This window comes from Deltaproteobacteria bacterium, from assembly GCA_003696105.1.
Lineage (GTDB): Bacteria > Myxococcota_A > Polyangia > Haliangiales > J016 > J016.
This window is the reverse complement of record RFGE01000086.1, coordinates 13,430-29,682: the sequence shown is the minus strand read 5'-3', so window position 1 is coordinate 29,682 and position 16,253 is coordinate 13,430. Positions and strand designations below refer to the sequence as shown.

General features: G+C 73.5%; 15 protein-coding genes. 3 read left to right on the top strand and 12 right to left on the bottom strand.

The window, feature by feature from the left end; translation table 11 throughout:
* From D6689_05545 to obgE, 4 genes are all read right to left on the bottom strand, one after another.
* On the bottom strand, nt 1-503 hold a 503-nt coding region (locus D6689_05545; GenBank protein ID RMH43316.1), incomplete at its 3' end, for a hypothetical protein.
* A complete protein-coding gene (locus D6689_05540; GenBank protein RMH43315.1) occupies nt 500-2,929 on the bottom strand; it encodes a hypothetical protein in 2,430 nt (809 codons plus the stop codon). The genes D6689_05540 and D6689_05545, both read right to left, overlap by 4 nt.
* A 2-nt stretch (nt 2,930-2,931) precedes the next feature.
* Nucleotides 2,932-3,678 carry a hypothetical protein gene (locus D6689_05535; protein ID RMH43314.1) on the bottom strand — a complete coding sequence of 249 codons (747 nt, stop codon included), beginning with the start codon at nt 3,676-3,678 and terminating at the stop codon, nt 2,932-2,934.
* Nucleotides 3,679-3,932: 254 nt separating this feature from the next.
* Nucleotides 3,933-4,949, bottom strand: coding sequence for a GTPase ObgE (gene obgE, locus D6689_05530; GenBank protein ID RMH43313.1), 1,017 nt, complete (start codon nt 4,947-4,949; stop codon nt 3,933-3,935).
* 201 nt (nt 4,950-5,150) lie between these two features.
* Here obgE and D6689_05525 point away from each other — a divergent pair, with 201 nt between their 5' ends.
* On the top strand, nt 5,151-8,234 hold the full coding sequence (locus D6689_05525; protein RMH43312.1) for a protein kinase: 3,084 nt from the start codon (nt 5,151-5,153) through the stop codon (nt 8,232-8,234).
* Nucleotides 8,235-8,262: 28 nt separating this feature from the next.
* Here the strand turns inward: D6689_05525 and D6689_05520 are convergent, their stop codons facing one another.
* The 7 genes from D6689_05520 to D6689_05490 all read right to left on the bottom strand — a co-directional run bounded on the left by D6689_05520 (nt 8,263) and on the right by D6689_05490 (nt 13,944).
* Complete coding sequence (locus D6689_05520) at nt 8,263-8,523, bottom strand: 50S ribosomal protein L27 (protein RMH43311.1); 261 nt, start codon at nt 8,521-8,523, stop codon at nt 8,263-8,265.
* Between the two features lie 31 nt (nt 8,524-8,554).
* Nucleotides 8,555-8,866, bottom strand: a complete 312-nt coding sequence (rplU, locus tag D6689_05515; protein RMH43310.1) for a 50S ribosomal protein L21 — start codon at nt 8,864-8,866, stop codon at nt 8,555-8,557.
* A 112-nt stretch (nt 8,867-8,978) separates the two neighbouring features.
* Nucleotides 8,979-10,067, bottom strand: a complete 1,089-nt coding sequence (gene mtnA / locus D6689_05510; protein RMH43309.1) for an S-methyl-5-thioribose-1-phosphate isomerase — start codon at nt 10,065-10,067, stop codon at nt 8,979-8,981.
* Nucleotides 10,064-11,503, bottom strand: coding sequence for an Asp-tRNA(Asn)/Glu-tRNA(Gln) amidotransferase subunit GatB (gene gatB, locus D6689_05505; GenBank protein RMH43308.1), 1,440 nt, complete (start codon nt 11,501-11,503; stop codon nt 10,064-10,066). The genes mtnA and gatB overlap by 4 nt, the downstream gene beginning before the upstream one ends.
* A complete protein-coding gene (gene gatA, locus D6689_05500; protein RMH43307.1) occupies nt 11,500-12,975 on the bottom strand; it encodes an Asp-tRNA(Asn)/Glu-tRNA(Gln) amidotransferase subunit GatA in 1,476 nt (491 codons plus the stop codon). The genes gatB and gatA overlap by 4 nt, the downstream gene beginning before the upstream one ends.
* Nucleotides 12,972-13,262, bottom strand: a complete 291-nt coding sequence (gene gatC, locus D6689_05495; protein RMH43306.1) for an Asp-tRNA(Asn)/Glu-tRNA(Gln) amidotransferase subunit GatC — start codon at nt 13,260-13,262, stop codon at nt 12,972-12,974. The genes gatA and gatC overlap by 4 nt, the downstream gene beginning before the upstream one ends.
* A complete protein-coding gene (locus tag D6689_05490) occupies nt 13,246-13,944 on the bottom strand; it encodes a FadR family transcriptional regulator (GenBank protein ID RMH43305.1) in 699 nt (232 codons plus the stop codon). The genes gatC and D6689_05490 overlap by 17 nt, the downstream gene beginning before the upstream one ends.
* Before the next feature lie 40 nt (nt 13,945-13,984).
* On the opposite strand from D6689_05490, the gene D6689_05485 reads away from it, so the two are divergent.
* The gene (locus D6689_05485) at nt 13,985-14,410 is read left to right on the top strand and encodes a hypothetical protein (GenBank protein RMH43304.1); all 426 of its coding nucleotides are present in this window, start codon (nt 13,985-13,987) and stop codon (nt 14,408-14,410) included.
* A 64-nt stretch (nt 14,411-14,474) separates the two neighbouring features.
* Nucleotides 14,475-14,774, top strand: coding sequence for a hypothetical protein (locus D6689_05480; GenBank protein ID RMH43303.1), 300 nt, complete (start codon nt 14,475-14,477; stop codon nt 14,772-14,774).
* A 22-nt stretch (nt 14,775-14,796) separates the two neighbouring features.
* Here the strand turns inward: D6689_05480 and D6689_05475 are convergent, their stop codons facing one another.
* Entirely contained in the window at nt 14,797-16,185 is a 1,389-nt protein-coding gene (locus D6689_05475; GenBank protein RMH43302.1) for a tetratricopeptide repeat protein, read from the bottom strand.
* Nucleotides 16,186-16,253 lie beyond the last annotated feature (68 nt).

Here is a 16,253-nt window from a genome sequence, read left to right as displayed (position 1 = left end):
GCGGACGCGTCGTGCAGACCGAGCATCTCCTGCTGGAGCTTCTGCTCGTATTGGTACTCGGCCTCGTCGAGGTACAGGTCCGCGAGCCGGAACATCGCATCCGGCGTGAACTTCGGGTGGTTGGGGTACTTGCGCAGGAACTCCTCGAGCAGCGCGATCGCCTCGAGGTGCCGCTGGCGATAGGCGTTCTTGGTGTTGGCCGTGCGCTCGGCGTATTTCTGCTCGAGCTTGGCCAGCCGCGCCTTATACTCGCGGTACAAGATGTTGCGCATGCGCGCGTCGTGGCGCTCGGCCGCCTCCCGGTAGGACTGAAAGTCGGCCGCGAGCGCGTCGAGTTCGGCGAGCTCCTCCGGCGTGTAGGGACGACTCTCGGCGGGCGGCGGCGCCGCCGGCGCGGCCTGCGGCCCGGCGGACTGCGGCGCGGCGGACTGCGCGCGGGCGGCCCCCGGAGCCAACGCCGCCATCAGCGCGGCGGCGCACCACGCGCGCGCCCGCCCGGTCATTGCGCACCTCCGGCCGGTGCGTCGGCGCCGGCGGCGGCGTCCTCGAACCCCTTGACGTCGGGCGGCGGTTTGCGCGCGACATCCCCGAACTGCTCCTGCAACACGCGGCGCTCGCGGCTCTCTTCGAGGGTGAGCCGCTTGAGCAGCTTTTCGGCCTGCTCGCGCGTCGCCCACGCGACGTCGACGACCCCGACGTCGGCGCGGATCAGCACGTCGTAGAACCGCTTCGACATCGCCCCGAAGTGCTCGCTGAGCATGTCTCCGCCGACCCGCTGCGCGTCGCTCTCGTAGCGGCGCAGCTCGTCGCGATACGCGGCCAGCCGCCGCTTCTCCTCGGCGAGTCCGCGGCGGACCTCGCCCAGTTCGCCGTCGACCGTGCGGTCGATCGTCGCGTTGACGTCGTCGATCTGATCGAGCACGGTGCCGCTCTTGGCGAGCAGGTTCGCGATCTGGTCCGCTCGGGTCCGGTCGGCGCCGGTCGCCCGCGCCGCGATCGGCGCGAGGAACCGATGCTCGGCGTCGAGCGCCTGCCGGTGGGCGCGGCGCAATTCCGCGGCGCGGCGGGCGTCCGGATCGCTGATGCCCGCCTGGTCGCTCGCGAGCGTGATGTCGTCGCGCACGCGCTGAAGTTCCGCCCGCAGCGACGCGATCTCGTCGCGCAGCGCGGCGGCCGTCTTCGCGTACTCGGCGCGCTGGGCCGCGTCTCCGGCGCCGGCGCCCGCGTCGTTGAGGAACTTCTCGACCGCGCGCAACGTCGCCTCGGTCGCCGAGATGGTCACGGAGATCTCTTGCGCGCGGGTCGCCAGCGCGGCGTAGCGCGCCCGCGCCTTGGTCACCCGTTCGCGGAAGCTGTCGGTCGCCCCGGGAATCGCCGCGATCTCGCGCGCGATCGCCACCCGCCGGCGGTGGAGCGCCTCGTACTCGCCGCGCTCGGCGGCCGTCGCGTACTTGGCGGCCAGATCCCCCTCCTGCTTGGCCAGATCGGTGCGCAGCGCCTGGATTGCCTCGTAGATCTCGGTGAGCTTGGCGCGCCGTTCCGCCAACTCGGGGAACACGTTGATGCGCGAGGGCGAGTTGAGCGCGCGCTCGAGGCGCGCAACGATCCGTTCGCCCTCTTCGATGTCGCGGCGGATCGTCACCAGGTCGGCGTCGACGTCGATCACCCGCGACACGTCGCGCTCCTGCCGCAGCCACTCGACGGCCACCTGCGGCAAGCGCGCCTCGACGTCGAACGTCTCCGCGGCGCGGCCCGTGATCTGGTGGACGAACGCGCGCGGGTCCTTGTGCTCGGCGATGATCCGATCGATCGCATCGCGCGCCTCCGAGAACGTGTCGCGCGTCTGCTCGAACACGGCCATGGCGTGGTTGAACTCCTCGAGCGCGTTGCCGTCCCCCGCGTCGGCGATGCGGCGCGCCTTGCGGATGCGCAGGTTCCCTTCGAGGATGCGGACGTCCGGCGCCATCGCGCTCTCCGGGTTTGCGAGCGCTAGGAGCTCGAGCGCGCGCAGCGCCTTGTCGTACTCCTGGTTGTTGACGTACACCCACGCGACCTCGTAGAGGGCCTCGTCGAACAGGTCCGACTTGCGCGAAATGCGCACGTAGTGGTCGATCGCCTTGCTGGCCTGATCGCGCTCGTAGAAGATCCGGCCGAGCGCCATGTGCGACAGCTCGGCCACTCGGCGGTCAGCGTCCGTGCGCGCCTCGCGCCGCAACAGTTCCTCGTAGACCTTCGCGGCTTCGCCGAGCTTGCCGTCGGCGACGAGCGCCGCGCCGGCGAAGTAGCGGGCGCGCGCGTAGTACTCGCTTTCCGGCGGCACGCTGTCGAACGCGGCGAGCGCGCCGGCGTAGTCGCCGCGGAAGTACAGGTAGCGGCCGCGGACGTACGGCACCGAGTCGCGCCGCTTGCCGGCCGGGACCCGGTCGAGCGCGTCGAGGATTCGCTGGACGTCGGTGTCGTCGTCGAGCTTGACGGACAGCTCGACGAGGCGCTCGAGCGCGTTTTGGTAGTACTCGCTCTGCCCGCCCACCTCGTCGATGAGCTTCGTGAAGTAGGTGCGCGCGCCGACGTAGTCGCGCTTCTGAAACAGCGACTCGCCGAGGTAGTACAGCGCCTCGTCGTACCACCGCGAAGCCGGCCCCTGTTCGACGAGGTCGTACAACATCAACGCGGCGCTGTCGTAGTCGCCTATGCCAAACGACACCTTCGCGTTGATGAGCCGTCGCTCCGATCGGTCGCCGCTCCGGTCGCCCAGCGTGCGCGTCTTGGCGACCGATGCGCCGATCTGCTGGACCTCTGCCTCGTAGCCGAGCAGCTTGCCGCCGATCTTGTCGATGTTGTCGGCTCGCGCCGCCGGCGTCGCGGCCCACCAGGAGGCGGAGCCGGCGACCGCGACGACCGCGACGAGCCGTGCGGGCCGACGTCGCATGGTTACTTCGTCCCCCCGTCGGTGGTCGTGACGCGGAAGTCGACCGCCGGCCGGTCGCGCAGCGGCGTGTTCCAGCTTCCGCGCTCGAACGCGACGATCTCGATGCGCGTGTGCTTGCCCTCGACGGCGGTGAACGTGTGGCTCGACTTTACGGTGTAGCGGTACTGCTTGAGGTACTTGAACGGGCCGAAACCGCTGCCGCGGTACACCAGCAGCACGCTGATCGTGTGGCTGCCCGGTGCGATGGGGCCGCTGAGGATCTCGATCGTCTTTTGATCGTGCAGGCCGCTGCCGGTGTCCTGCCGGGAAAACACTTGCGTGCCGTCGACCGCGTAGATGACCTTCTCGAGGCGGAACGCGCGGCCCATCTTGTTGCGGTGGACGAGCGTGGCGCGCGCGCCGACGCCGCCGCCGAGGACGGCCTCCTTCAGCATGCCGATGCGGGCCTTGGACCGCCACGCGCGCTCCTTGAGCGACTGGACGTTCTGTTCGAGTTCGCGCAGGCGCAGCGCGGTCGGCTTGTCGACGGCGTCGGGTCGCGCGGCGGCGTCGGGCTGCGCAGTGCCGTCGGGCTGCGCGGCTTCGTCGGGCTGCGCGGCTTCGTCGGGCTGCGCGGCGGCGTCGGGCTGCGCGGGCTCGGCCTGTTGGGCGCGCGCCGCGGGCGCCCCCGCGATTGCCGTCAGGAACAGGACGACCCACGAAACACCAACGACCGATGTGACGGGCGCGACCGAACGAGAGACGCGCATGCTGACCCCCAGGATTGGTTTGCGTTTGCCGGCGCCCGCGCGACGGACGACTCGCGGGCGAAGGTCTGGCCAGATGTATAACATTCTCGCAGGCTTGCATCAACGAAACGCACACGCAAACCGGCGGCGCCACGCGCGCGCCGGGAGTGGCGCAGATCGGACCGACGCGCGTGCCCGGGGTCACAGTCCGAGGCGCCCGCGCGCGGGCCGGCCGCGCACGCCCTCGCCGGCTTCTTCGCGGCCAGCGACCGTGCCTACCCGCCGCGCAGGCCCAGATGGCGCCACAGGGCGTCGAGCACGGCGCGCACGCCCTCGCGCGTGGCGGCCGACATGGACAGAAGCTCGATGCCGCGATCCGCGAACGCGGCGCGCAGGGCCGGCTCGGCCTGCCGCACTTCGGTCAGGTCGATCTTGTTGAGCACGACGACCTGCGGTTTGTTGGCCAAATCCGGAGCGTAGCGGGCCAGCTCGCGGTTGAGCGCGTCGAAGTCGGCGAGCGGATCGCGATCCGGCCCGGCCAGCGGCGACGCGTCCAGCACGTGCAGCAGCACGCGCGTGCGCTCGACGTGGCGCAAGAACCGGTGGCCGAGCCCGGCGCCCTCCGCGGCGCCCTCGATCAGACCCGGGATGTCGGCGATCACGAACGAGCGCTCGTCGTCGAGGGCAACGACCCCGAGGTTCGGCACCATCGTGGTGAACGGGTAGTCGGCAATCTTCGGACGCGCGCGCGAGACGGCCGCGATGAAGGTCGACTTGCCGGCGTTCGGGAACCCGAGCAGCCCGACGTCGGCGAGCAGCTTGAGCTCCAGCCGCAGGCGGCGCTCCTCTCCGGGGGTGCCGGGCGTCGCCTGGCGCGGGGCGCGGTTGACCGGCGACTTGAAGTGGATGTTGCCGAGGCCGCCCCTGCCGCCTCGCGCGACCACCTGCCGTGCGCCCGGCCGGTCGAGGTCCGCAATCCGCTCGCCCGTGTCGGCGTCGACGACGACCGTGCCGACGGGCACGCGGAGCACGAGGTCCTCGCCGGCGGCGCCGTACTGGTCCTTGCCGCGGCCGTCCTCGCCGCGCGCCGCCTTGTAGTGGCGCTTGTATTTGAAGTCGAGCAGGGTGCCGAGCTGCGGGTCGGCCTCGAGGATGACGCTGCCGCCATCGCCGCCGTCGCCGCCGGCCGGGCCGCCGCGCGGCGTGTGCGCCTCGCGCCGGAACGCGACGCAGCCGTTGCCGCCGTCGCCCGCCTTGACCTGGATGGTCGCCTCGTCGATGAAATGCGGCATCCGGCGGGGGTATACCACCCGCGGGCGGCGGGCGCGCGATCGCGCCGCGGCGCGCGACCGACGCGGGCGAAGCTCGGACGCGGCGCGGCCAGGGGGTGGCGGGACCGCCGCGCGCGGCGATCGTTCGATTGGGGCGGCGCGGGCGAAGCGCCCTGCCTCGCGCCGCGCGCCCGCCGGGACGGTGGCCTATAATCGGCTCACGTGGGAGAGGACGGCCGACCATTCGAGGGCAAGTCCGCGCACGACGAGGAGCGCGGGCGGGCCGCGCGCGGCGACCCGGCCCTCGACGCCACCGCCGCCGCCCCGTCCGACACCGGCGCGCGCGACCCCGCCCTCGACGCCACCGCCGCCGCCGCATCCGACGCCGGCGGCGACCCGGCCCTCGACGCCACCGCCGCCGCCGCATCCGACACCGGCAGCGACCCCGCCCTCGACGCCACCGCCGCCGCCGCGTCCGACGCGCGCGACCCGGCCCTCGACGCCACCGCCGCCGCCGCATCCGGCGCGCGCGACCCCGCCCTCGACGCCACCGTCGCCGCCGCATCCGACGCCGGCGCGGCCGGCGCCGGCGCCCTCGCGAGCGGCTCCGGCGCCCCGGCGGCGCTCGCGCCGGGCGCGCCGCTGGCGCCCGGCACCCGCGTCGACCGCTACATCGTGCAGGCGCCGCTCGGGGCGGGCGGCATGGGCGAGGTCTACCGCGCGCGCGACCCGGACCTGGACCGCGAGGTGGCGATCAAGGTCATGCGCGCGGCGCCGGGCGGCTCGTCCGGGACCACCGGAGACCAGCGCCGGCTCGTGCGCGAGGCGCAGGCGATGGCCAAGGTCCGCCACCCGAACGTCGTGACCGTCTACGACGTGGGCACGGTCGGGGACCGCGTGTTCGTCGCGATGGAGCTGGTTCGCGGCGGAACGCTCGAGCAGTGGTTGCGCGCCGAGCCCCGGTCGTGGCGGGAAATCTGCGACGCGTTCGCGCAAGCGGGCCGGGGCCTCGCGGCGGCGCACCGCGCCGGCCTCATCCACCGCGACTTCAAGCCGCACAACGTGCTGGTGGACACGGACGGTCGATTCCGCGTCACCGACTTCGGGCTCGCGCGGCCCGCGACCGCGCCCGAGCCGGCCGCCGCGCCCGGTGCGCGCCGCGCCAGCCCCGTCGATGTCACGCTGACGGCGACCGGCGCGCTGTCGGGAACGCCGGCGTACATGGCGCCGGAGCAGCACGCGGGCGAGCCGCTCGACCCGCGCACCGATCAATTCAGCTTCTGCGCGGCGCTGTACCGCGCCCTGTTCGGGGTGTTGCCGTTCGAGGGCGACACCGTGCCCGCGATCGCCGAGGCGGTGACCGCCGGCCGCATTCGGCCGCCGCCGCGGGGCGCGCGCGTGCCGCGCTGGCTCGCGCGGGCGGTGCTGCGCGGGCTGCGCCGCGATCCGTCCGAGCGCTTTGCGTCGATGGACGAGTTGCTCGCGGTGCTCGACCGGCACCGCCGGCCGCGGCTGCGCCGGTGGGCGCCCGCGATTGCGGCGGCGACGGTGGCCGGAGCGGCGGCAGTGTGGTGGCTGGGGCCGGGGGGGCCCGCACCGTGTGCCGGCGCGCGCGACCGGCTGCGCGGCGTGTGGGATGCCGACGCGCGCGCGGCGGCCCGAGCCGCGTTCGAGCGCGCGGGCGGCGCAGCGCCGGCGTGGCGGGCCATCGAGGCCGGGCTCGACCGCTACGCGGAGGCGTGGGTCGAGGCCCACACCGACGCGTGCGAAGCGACGCGCGTGCGAGGCGACCAGTCCGAGGCGCTGCTCGACCTGCGCATGTTGTGCCTCGAGCGGCGGCGCGGCGAACTCGCGGCGCTGGTCGACATGGTGCGGAACGCGGACGCGGCGATGGTGCAGGCGGCGCCGGCCGCGGTCGAAAAGCTCAGCCCGCCGTCGGCGTGCGCCGATCGCGCGGCGCTCACGGCCTCGCCGCCGCTGCCCGACGACCCGAAGGCGCGCGCCGCGATCGAGGCGGCGGAGGCGCTCGTGTCGCAAGCGGCGGCCGCGAAGGCCGCCGGCCGCTATCGCCAGGCGGTCGACGTCGCCGCGCGCGCGGTCCAGGCGGCGCGGGCGACGGGTTGGAAGCCGGTCGAGGCCGAGGCGCTGTTCGAGTTGGGCGAAGCGCACGACTACGCCGGGTCGTTCCGCGACGCGGTCGACGAACTGACCGCGGCGTACGCGGCCGCGCAGGCGAGCCACCTCGGGCGGCTGGCCGCGCGCGCCGCGCTGGCGCTCGCGTGGGTCGAGGGCATGTCCCAGGGCCGGCTCGACGAGGGCCGCCGGTGGCTGGAGATCGCGGAGGCGGGCGTCGAGGCAGCCGGACGGCCCGACGAGTTGTACGAGCGCGCGCTCGGCTACCGCGCCGCGTTGTTGCAGGAGCAGGGGAATGCCGCCGGCGCCATCGAGCTTCAGCGCGAACTCGTCGACCGGCGGCGACCGCGCCGCGACACCGATCCGGTCAGCTACGGCAAGACGCTGCACAACCTCGGCAACGCGCTGTACCTGCACGGCGACTTCGCGGAGGCCGCGGACGCCCACCGCCAGGCGCGCGACGTGCTGTCGCAGGCGCTCGGTCCGGAGCACCCGCTTTTGGGCACCGTCCGCAACAGTCTCGGCAGCGACTACTGGCGCATGGGCCAATTGGACGACGCGCGGCGCGAGTTCGAGGCGGCGCTGCCGATCTTGCGCGCCGCGTTCGGCGACGACCACCCGGTCACGGCCGACACGTTTCAGAACCTGTCGAACGTGGCGCTCGACCAGGGGGACGTGGCGACCGCGCGGCAGTACGCGCAACGCGCGCTCGAGGTGCGCGAGCGCTCGCTCGGGCCGGACAGCACCGCGGCCGGCCAGGCGCACCTCGCCCTCGGCGGCGTCGAAATCGCGGACGGCAACGCCGTGGCCGCGGAGGCCCATTACACGCGGGCGCTCGGCATCTTCGAGGCGGCGCTCGGAGCCGACCACCCGGACGTGGCGTACCCCCTGTCCGGCCTGTCCGAGGCGCGCGAGGCGCGCGGGGACATCGCCGGGGCCCTCGAGGCGACGGAGCGCGCGCTCGCGCTGCGGCGAACCAGCGGCCTGCGCGATCCGCAGCTGGCCGGCAACCTGTTTCGCGTGGCGCGCCTGCGCGTGCGCGCCGGCAAGCCGCGCGCCGAGGCCGTCGCGCTCGCGCGGGAGGCGCTCGCGATCTACCGCGCCGCGCCCGGCAACTACGCCGCCCAGATCGCGGAGATCGAGTCGTGGCTGGCGGCCGCCGGCGCGCGGTGACCGGCGCCGGCCGCGCGCGCGACGAAGATCAGTTGGCGGCCGGGTAGACCGAGACCTGCTTGCGGTCCTTGCCGCGGCGCTCGTACTTGACGACGCCGTCGACGAGGGCGAACAAGGTCCAGTCCTTGCCGGTGCCGACGTTGTTGCCCGGGTGGATCTTGGTTCCGAGCTGGCGGACCAGGATGCTGCCCGCGGACACCGTCTCGCCGTCGAACACCTTGATGCCGCGGCGCTGGGCGTTGGAGTCCCGGCCGTTTCGCGTCGAACCTTGACCTTTTTTGTGCGCCATCTTGCTTTCGCCTCTGCGTTACGCGATCGCGCTACGCCTTCACGTCGTTGATCTTGACCGCCGTGTACTGCTGGCGGTGGCCCGTCTTGCGGCGGTAGTTCTTGCGGCGCTTGAACTTGTACACGATGAGCTTCTCGCCGAGCCCCTGCTCGACGATCTCGCCGGTGACCTGCGCGCCCTCGACGAGCGGGCGGCCGACCGCCACCTTCTCCTCGTCGGCCACGAGCAGCACCTCATCGAACGCGACCGCGTCGCCGGCCTGGCCGGGAAGTTTTTCGACGACCACCGTGTCGCCCGGCTGGACCTTGTACTGCTTGCCACCGGTCTGAATCACCGCGTACATGTGCTTTGTCTCCGCTGGGTTGAGTCGAGGGCGGCATTCTAGTCACCGCGCGCCGCCCGTCAAGCCCCGCGAGAATCCCAAGTAAGTTCAGCTGGTTAGATGGCGGTCGCGGTCATGCGTCGCACACCGCCCGGCGCAGGCTGTCGCCGTACGGCGGGCGGACGACGCCGCGATCCGTGACGATCGCGGTGATCAGGTCGGCCGGGGTGACGTCGAACGCCGGGTAGCGGGCGTGCGCCGCCGCGGGCGCGATGTCGGCGCCGGTGTGCGCGAACATCTCGGTCCCGGCGCGCTCCTCGATCGGAATCGCGTCGCCGGCCGGCGTCTCGAAATCGATCGTCGACACCGGCGCCGCGACGTAGAACGGCACGCCGTGCGCCGCCGCCGCGAGCGCCACCTGGTACGTGCCGATCTTGTTGGCGACGTCGCCGTTGGCCGCCACGCGGTCCGCGCCGACGACCACGCACTGCACCTCGCCGCGCCGCATCAGGAACCCGGCGGCGCTGTCCGGGATGATCGTCACGTCGAAGCCGTCGCGCACCAGCTCCCACGCGGTGAGCCGCGCGCCCTGCAGGTACGGGCGCGTCTCGTCGGCGATCACGCGCACGCGCTTGCCCGCGGCGCGCGCCGCGCGGATGACGCCGAGCGCGGTGCCGTAGCCGCCGGTGGCGAGCGCGCCGGCGTTGCAGTGGGTGAGCACGGTCCCGTCGTCGGGCAAAAGCGGCGCCCCCGCGGCGCCGATCCGCTTGCACATCGCGACGTCCTCGGCGTGGATGGCGAGCGCGCGCCGATCGAGCGCGGCCGCGGCGTCGCCCGGCGTGCCGCCGGTGAGCGCGACCGCCGCCGCGTCGCGCATCTGGGCCAGCGCCCAAAACAGGTTCACCGCCGTCGGCCGCGTCGCGCGCAGCCGCTCGATCGCCTCGTCGAGGCCGGCGCGAAACGCCCGCGCGCCGGCGCCAGCCGCCGCCAGCCGCCGGGCGGCGATCGCCACGCCGTAGGCGGCCGTGCACCCGATCGCCGGCGCGCCGCGCACGACCATCTTGGCGATCGCATCGGCGACCTGCGCCTCGTCGCGGCACTCGACCCACGTTTCGTGCGCCGGCAACTGCCGCTGGTCGAGCACGTACAGGACGCCGTCCGCATAGCGAATCGGAGTGAAGTCGTCGGTCGCCGATGAAGTTGCAGACTCGCTTGCCGTCATGCTCCTGCCTCGTCGAGCAGCCGCTTTAGCACATCGTTGACCGCTGCGGGGTTCGCCTTGCCGCCGGTCGCCTTCATGACCTGGCCGACGAAGTAGCCGAGCAGCTTGGTCTTGCCGGCCCGGTAGGCGGCGACCTGGTCCGGGTGCGCCGCGACGATGTCGCGGGCGATCGCCTCGATCGCGCCCGCGTCGCTGATCTGCCGCAGCCCGTCGCGCTCGACGATCGCGACGGGCGACTCGCCGGTCGCAAAGGCGCGAGCGAGCACGCGCTTGGCGATCGGCCCGCTGATCGCGTCGTCTTCGAGCAGCCCGATCAGCTCGGCCAGGTGCGCCGGCGACACCGGGCAGTCTGCCACGCTCCGGCCCGCCCGGTGCAGCGCCGCGGTGAGGTCGCCCTGGATCCAGTTCGCGGCGGCCTTGGGCGGCGCGCCGGCGGCGACGACCGCATCGAAGTAGTCGGCCACGTCGCGCTCTTCGGCCATGGCGTCCGCGTCGGCCGGGCCGAGGCCCAGCTGGTCGATGTAGCGCGCGCGACGCGCCGCGGGCAGCTCGGGGATCGCGGCGCGGGCGCGCGCGAGCAGTGCGTCATCGACGACCAGCGGCGGCAGATCCGGGTCCGGGAAGTAGCGGTAGTCCTCGGCCTCCTCCTTGCCGCGCATCGGCCGCGTCACGCCGGCATCCGCGTCCCACAGCCGCGTCTCCTGCACGACCTGCCCGCCGCCGTCGAGCACGCGCACCTGGCGCGCGATCTCGTAGTCGAGCGCCTTTTGCACGAACCGAAACGAGTTGATGTTCTTGAGTTCGACGCGGACGCCTAGCTCCTCGCTGCCGGCGAGGCGCACCGACACGTTGGCGTCGCACCGAAGCGAGCCCTCCTCCATGTTGCCGTCGGAGATGTCGAGGTAGCGGACGAGCTGGCGGATCGCGCGCATGTACGCCGCCGCGTGCGCGGCCGAGCGAATTTCCGGCTCGCTGACGATCTCGCACAGCGGCACGCCGGCGCGGTTGAGGTCGACGCGCGATGCGGCGCCGCCGTCGTGCAGGCTCTTGCCGGCGTCCTCCTCGAGGTGGATGCGGGTGAGCCGCACGCGGTGGACGCGGCCGTCGACGACCACGTCGACGCCGCCGCCCTCGCACAGCGGCTCGTCGTACTGCGAAATCTGGTACCCCTTGGGCAGATCCGGGTAGAAGTAGTGCTTGCGCGCGAGCCGCGACCGGCGGCGGATCGAACAGCCGCAGGCGAGCCCGAGCCGCACTGCGAACTCGACCGCGCGCTCGTTGAGCACGGGCAGCGCGCCCGGCAGCGCGAGCACGACCGGGTCGGTGAGCGCGTTCGGTTCGGCGCCGTACGCGGCGGCGGAGCCCGAGAACGTCTTGGAGGCGGTGCGAAGTTGCACGTGCACCTCCAGGCCGATGACCGGTTCCCATCGGCTCACGGCGCCACCTCCGGCGGCCGGGCGGTAAACGGCGCGATCCGTTCGTAGCCGGCGGCGGCGCGCAGAAGCGTCGGCTCCGCCAGCGGCGGCGCGATCATCTGCAGGCCAATCGGCAAGCCGCCCGACGATAGCCCGCACGGTACGCTGATGCCGGGCAGGCCGGCCAGGTTGCAGCCGAGGGTGAACACGTCGGCCAGGTACATCTGCAGCGGGTCGGCGGTCTTTTCGCCGAGGGCGAACGCGGGCGTCGGCGACGTGGGACACACGACGACGTCCACGCGCGAAAACGCGGCGTCGAAGTCGCGCTTGACGAGCGCGCGCACCTGCTGCGCCTTGCGGTAGTACTGATCGTAGTAGCCAGCGCGCAACACGTAGGTGCCGAGCATGATCCGCCGCTTGACCTCCGGGCCGAACCCGGCGCCGCGCGTCGCGCAATACATGTCCGCGAGGCTCGCCCCGGGCGCCGCCACGCGCAGGCCGTAGCGGACGCCGTCGTAGCGGGCGAGGTTGGACGACGCCTCGGCCGTGGCGATCAGGTAATACGCCGACAGGGCATAGCGCGTGTGGGGCAGCGAGATGCGCTCCACCCGGGCACCGGCGGCGGCGAGTCGGTCGACGGCGGCGGCGACCGCCGCGGCGACCTCCGGGTCGAGTCCGTCGCCGGCGAGGTATTCGTCCGGCACGCCGAACCGCAAGCCCTCGACTCCGCCGGCCCCGGCGGCGGTCGCGTCCCGGTAACGCGGCACCGGCGCGTCGATCGACGTGGCGTCGCGCGGGTCGAACCCGGCGATCGCCTCGAGCACCAACGCCGCATCCTCCACCGTGCGCGCCAGCGGCCCGACCTGATCGAGAGACGATGCATAAGCAACCACCCCGTAGCGCGACACGCGGCCGTAGGTCGGCTTGAGCCCGACGACGCCGCACAGCGCGGCGGGCTGGCGGATCGAGCCGCCGGTATCCGTGCCGAGCGACGCCGCGCACAACCGCGCGGCCACCGCCGCCGCCGAGCCGCCCGACGAGCCGCCCGGCACCCGGTCGAGGTTCCACGGGTTGCGACACGGGCGAAACGCCGAGCGTTCGGTCGACGAGCCCATCGCGAATTCGTCGCAGTTGAGCTTGCCGAGCACGACCGCGCCGGCCGCGCGCAACCGCGCGACCGCCGTGCCGTCGTACGGCGGCACCCAGCCGGCGAGGATCTTCGACGCGGCGGTCGTCTCGACGCCGGCGGTGACCAGCACGTCCTTCAGGCCGACCGGCACGCCCGCCAGCGGGCCCGGGTCCTCGCCGCGCGCGATCGCGGCGTCCACCGCGCCGGCCTGTGCGAGCGCGCCGTCGCCGTCGACCCGCAAGAACGCGCCGAGGCGGTCGTCGACCGCGGCGACGCGATCGAGGTGGGCCTGCGCGACCTCGCGAGCCGACACGTCGCGCGCGGCCACCCGGCGCGCGATGTCCGCGGCGGTCCAGTCGATCATCCGTCGATCACCTTCGGCACGCGGAAGTAGTCGCCGTCGCGGTCCGGTGCGGCGCCGACCGCGAGTTCGGCCGGCAGCGACGGCTCGACCTCGTCGGCGCGCAGGCGCAGGTCCATCGGCACCGCGTGGGTCATCGGCTCCACGCCGGTGGTGTCGACTTCGGACAAGGCCGCGACGTGCGCGAGAATCGCGCCGAGTTCCCCGCACAGCGCGTCCGCTTCGTCGTCGGTAAGCGCGAGCCGCGCCAGGTGCGCGATCGCGTCGATCTCTTCACGGGGCAGCTTCATCGCCCAGCACCTTTCGCTCGCCGTCGCGCAGGTACGCCTCGGCCGCGCGCGCGGCGGCGTCCGCATCGCGTGCCTCGATCGCGGCGATCACCGCGTCGTGGTGGGCTGCCATCCGCTCCGGCGACACGGTGAGCACGGCGAGCGCCGGCCGCATCGACTCGGTGGCCGCGCGGACCGTATTGATGAGCATCGACAGCACGCGGTTGCCGGTACATGCAGCCAACTGCGCGTAGAACGCAAAGTCGAGGTCGAACCGCCGCTCGGGCGACAGCTCCGGGGCGCGACCGTCGGCCGCGAGCGCTCGCAGCCGATCCACGTCGGCCGCGGTCGCCCGCTCGGCCGCGAGTCGCGCGAGCTCGCGGCCGACGAGCCGGCGGAACTCGAGCACGTCGGCGGCCAACTCGGGCGACAGCGGCAGCAGGTGGGACACCAGCTCGATCCCCGCGGTCTGCTCGAAGTGCGTCACGCGCGTGCCGTCGCCCTGGCGGATGCGCACGAGGCCGAGGTGTTCGAGCTTCTTGAGCGCCTCCCGCAGCGACGCGCGGTTGACGCCGAGTTCGCGCGCGAGGTCGCGCTCGGGCGGGAGCTTGGTGCCCGGCGCGTAGCGACCGGTCAGGATGCGCCGCCGGACCTCGACGAGCACCTCGTCCGCCACCTTCTGCCGTTCGTGTTGCTTGGCCATGCGATGCTGACTAGACTGCCACGCCCGAGGCTACGAGTAGATGACGGCCGACCGCAAGATGCCCGCGGCGATCGTGGTGCCCGCAGGAGGCGCCGCGGGGGCGGAACCGGTGCGCTACGAGATGTTCGACGCGACCGAAGTCACCGCCGAGGGTGCGCGCCTGTGCGGACCGGTGTTGCTGGACGTCGACGACGTCGTGACGCTCGAGGTGGGCGGCAGCGGCGACGCCGTGAGGGTCCGTGCGCGGGTCGTCAAGGTGACGCGAGACGGCGGCGGCCACATGGACGTCCGCTTCGTCGACGTGGACCAGGACGTTCGGCGGCGGCTCGGCGGCGCGGGGGGCGAGGACGCCGCGCGAGACGGCGGCGGCGCGGGGGGTGAGGACGCCGCGCGAGACGGCGGCGGCGCGGGGGGCGAGGACGCCGCGCGAGACGGCGACGGCGCACGCGCGGGCGGAGGTTCGTAGTCGCGCCACCGTCCGCCGCGTGTCGGTGACCGCCCCGGATGCGTTTTTCACAAGGAAGGCAGCGATGGCCGAAACACTCGACGAACTGACGTACGATTACGAAGACGAAGGCCGCCTGGTGCGCAAGGAGCTCGACCGCGAGGTGCTGTCGAAAGGCGCGTGGGCGACCGTCATGTTCAAGTTCCAGGAGCTGGACCGCAAGACGGACCAGTGGCGGCCGCCGAAGGTGGCGATCGTCCGCTACAAGAAGTCGGGCGGCCAGTATCGCAAGCAGTCGAGCTTCAACATCTCGAGCGAGAAGCAGGCGCACGCCATCGTCGATACGATCGAGCGGTGGTTCCCGCGCGGCGGCGCCGGCGCGTGAGCGGACGCCGCGCCCGAACCGCTCACCGGCGTAGCGCGCCGAGCAGGCCGCGACGCGCGCGTTCGCGCCGGGGCGAGTCCGCGGCCTGCGTGGCGGCGAGCCGCTCGGCGAGCGCCTTCCGCTCGCGGAACGCCGGTTCGTGCGCCTTGTCGAGCGCGAGCGCCCGCTGAAAGCAATACATCGCGCCGTCGAGGTCGCCGACCTCCTTGGCGACCTTGCCGCGAAAGTAGAACACGTTGGCGTTGTTCGGCGCGAGCGCGATCGCCCGGCGGAACTGGCGGGCGACCTGCGGGAACACCGCGGCCTTGTCCGCCGCGTCCATGAACCGCGCGTAGGCGGCCATGGCGTGATGCTCGCCCTCGTCGGGGTTGAGTTCGACCGCCTTGTCGAAGTCGGCGAGCGCCTGCTGGTAGTGCCCGCGCTTGAGCGCCATCTCGCCGAGGCGGAACTTCTCTTCGGCCTCGAACACGCGCAGCATCGCGTCTTCGGCGGCGGGTCCGCCGGCGGCCAGCTGCGCGACGTACTCGGCCCGCTTGGCGTCGTCGCCGAGCACGGCGAACGCCTCGTTGGCGCGCGCGAACACCTTGCCGGCGGCGGCGGCGAGATCCGCGGCGCCGAGCTGGCGCACGCGGTCGGGATGGATCTGCTTGGCGAGCGCGAAATATGCGGCGCGGATCTGCTCGGCCGTCGCGTCGCGCGCGATGCCGAGCAACTCGAAGTGGTCGGCGCCGCGCGCGATCGCGTCCGCCTTGGCGGTGACGAGCGCGCGGAGGTCGGCGTGCGGGTCGGCGGTGGCCGACTCCGGGGCGGCTCCGGCCGGCGACGCCCCGGCCGGGGCGACCGCATCGGTGGCGAGCAGCGCCGCGACGATCGCGCGGACGCGTCGATGGTCGGCCGTCGGGTCGGCGTCGAGCAGATCCGCGAGCGGGCCGGGCTCTTCGACGATGCGGCGGAGCCACGGCTGATCCGCCGGCGCGAAGCCGAACCGGTCGAGCGCCGCCATGCCGTGCGGCGTCGGAGCAAACGGCTGCTGCGCGACGGGGGCGGTGTCGCGCTCGAGCGCCGCGGCGTCCGCGTAGGTGACGAGGCCGGCGAAGATGACCCGCCGCACGTCGACGGGGCCGTCGGGTTGCGGCCGCAGCGTCGCGTCGCTGTCGAGGACGAACGTGCCGTCTCCCGCGCCAAAAACGGCCGCCGCCCGGTCGACGAGGGTCTCGCCGACCGGCGCGGCCGCGGCGACGATGGCGCCGTCGTGCCACGCGATGCGGTACTCGCCGGCGGCCGCGGTGAGGGTGAACTCGCCGGTGAACCGCTTGGCGGCGATCGCGTACAGCGTCCGCGCGAGCGGCCGATCGCCAGTGGTTCCGCGCGCGACCTCGGCCATCAGCGCCGACCCGAGCGCCGGCGCCACGCCAGCGCCACGTAGATCACCGCGCCGGCCGCCAGCACCGCCACCGCGACCCCGGCGATCGTGGGGTC

What these genes read in the sequence shown, in the direction of transcription:
- D6689_05480 (RMH43303.1), top strand. Translation starts at nt 14,475, where the DNA reads ATGGCCGAAACACTCGACGAACTGACGTACGATTACGAAGACGAAGGC.
- D6689_05520 (RMH43311.1), bottom strand. Translation starts at nt 8,523, where the DNA reads ATGGCGCACAAAAAAGGTCAAGGTTCGACGCGAAACGGCCGGGACTCC.
- D6689_05540 (RMH43315.1), bottom strand. Translation starts at nt 2,929, where the DNA reads ATGCGACGTCGGCCCGCACGGCTCGTCGCGGTCGTCGCGGTCGCCGGC.
- mtnA (RMH43309.1), bottom strand. Translation starts at nt 10,067, where the DNA reads ATGACGGCAAGCGAGTCTGCAACTTCATCGGCGACCGACGACTTCACT.
- D6689_05490 (RMH43305.1), bottom strand. Translation starts at nt 13,944, where the DNA reads ATGGCCAAGCAACACGAACGGCAGAAGGTGGCGGACGAGGTGCTCGTC.
- rplU (RMH43310.1), bottom strand. Translation starts at nt 8,866, where the DNA reads ATGTACGCGGTGATTCAGACCGGTGGCAAGCAGTACAAGGTCCAGCCG.
- D6689_05485 (RMH43304.1), top strand. Translation starts at nt 13,985, where the DNA reads ATGACGGCCGACCGCAAGATGCCCGCGGCGATCGTGGTGCCCGCAGGA.
- D6689_05535 (RMH43314.1), bottom strand. Translation starts at nt 3,678, where the DNA reads ATGCGCGTCTCTCGTTCGGTCGCGCCCGTCACATCGGTCGTTGGTGTT.
- gatC (RMH43306.1), bottom strand. Translation starts at nt 13,262, where the DNA reads ATGAAGCTGCCCCGTGAAGAGATCGACGCGATCGCGCACCTGGCGCGG.
- obgE (RMH43313.1), bottom strand. Translation starts at nt 4,949, where the DNA reads ATGCCGCATTTCATCGACGAGGCGACCATCCAGGTCAAGGCGGGCGAC.
- gatA (RMH43307.1), bottom strand. Translation starts at nt 12,975, where the DNA reads ATGATCGACTGGACCGCCGCGGACATCGCGCGCCGGGTGGCCGCGCGC.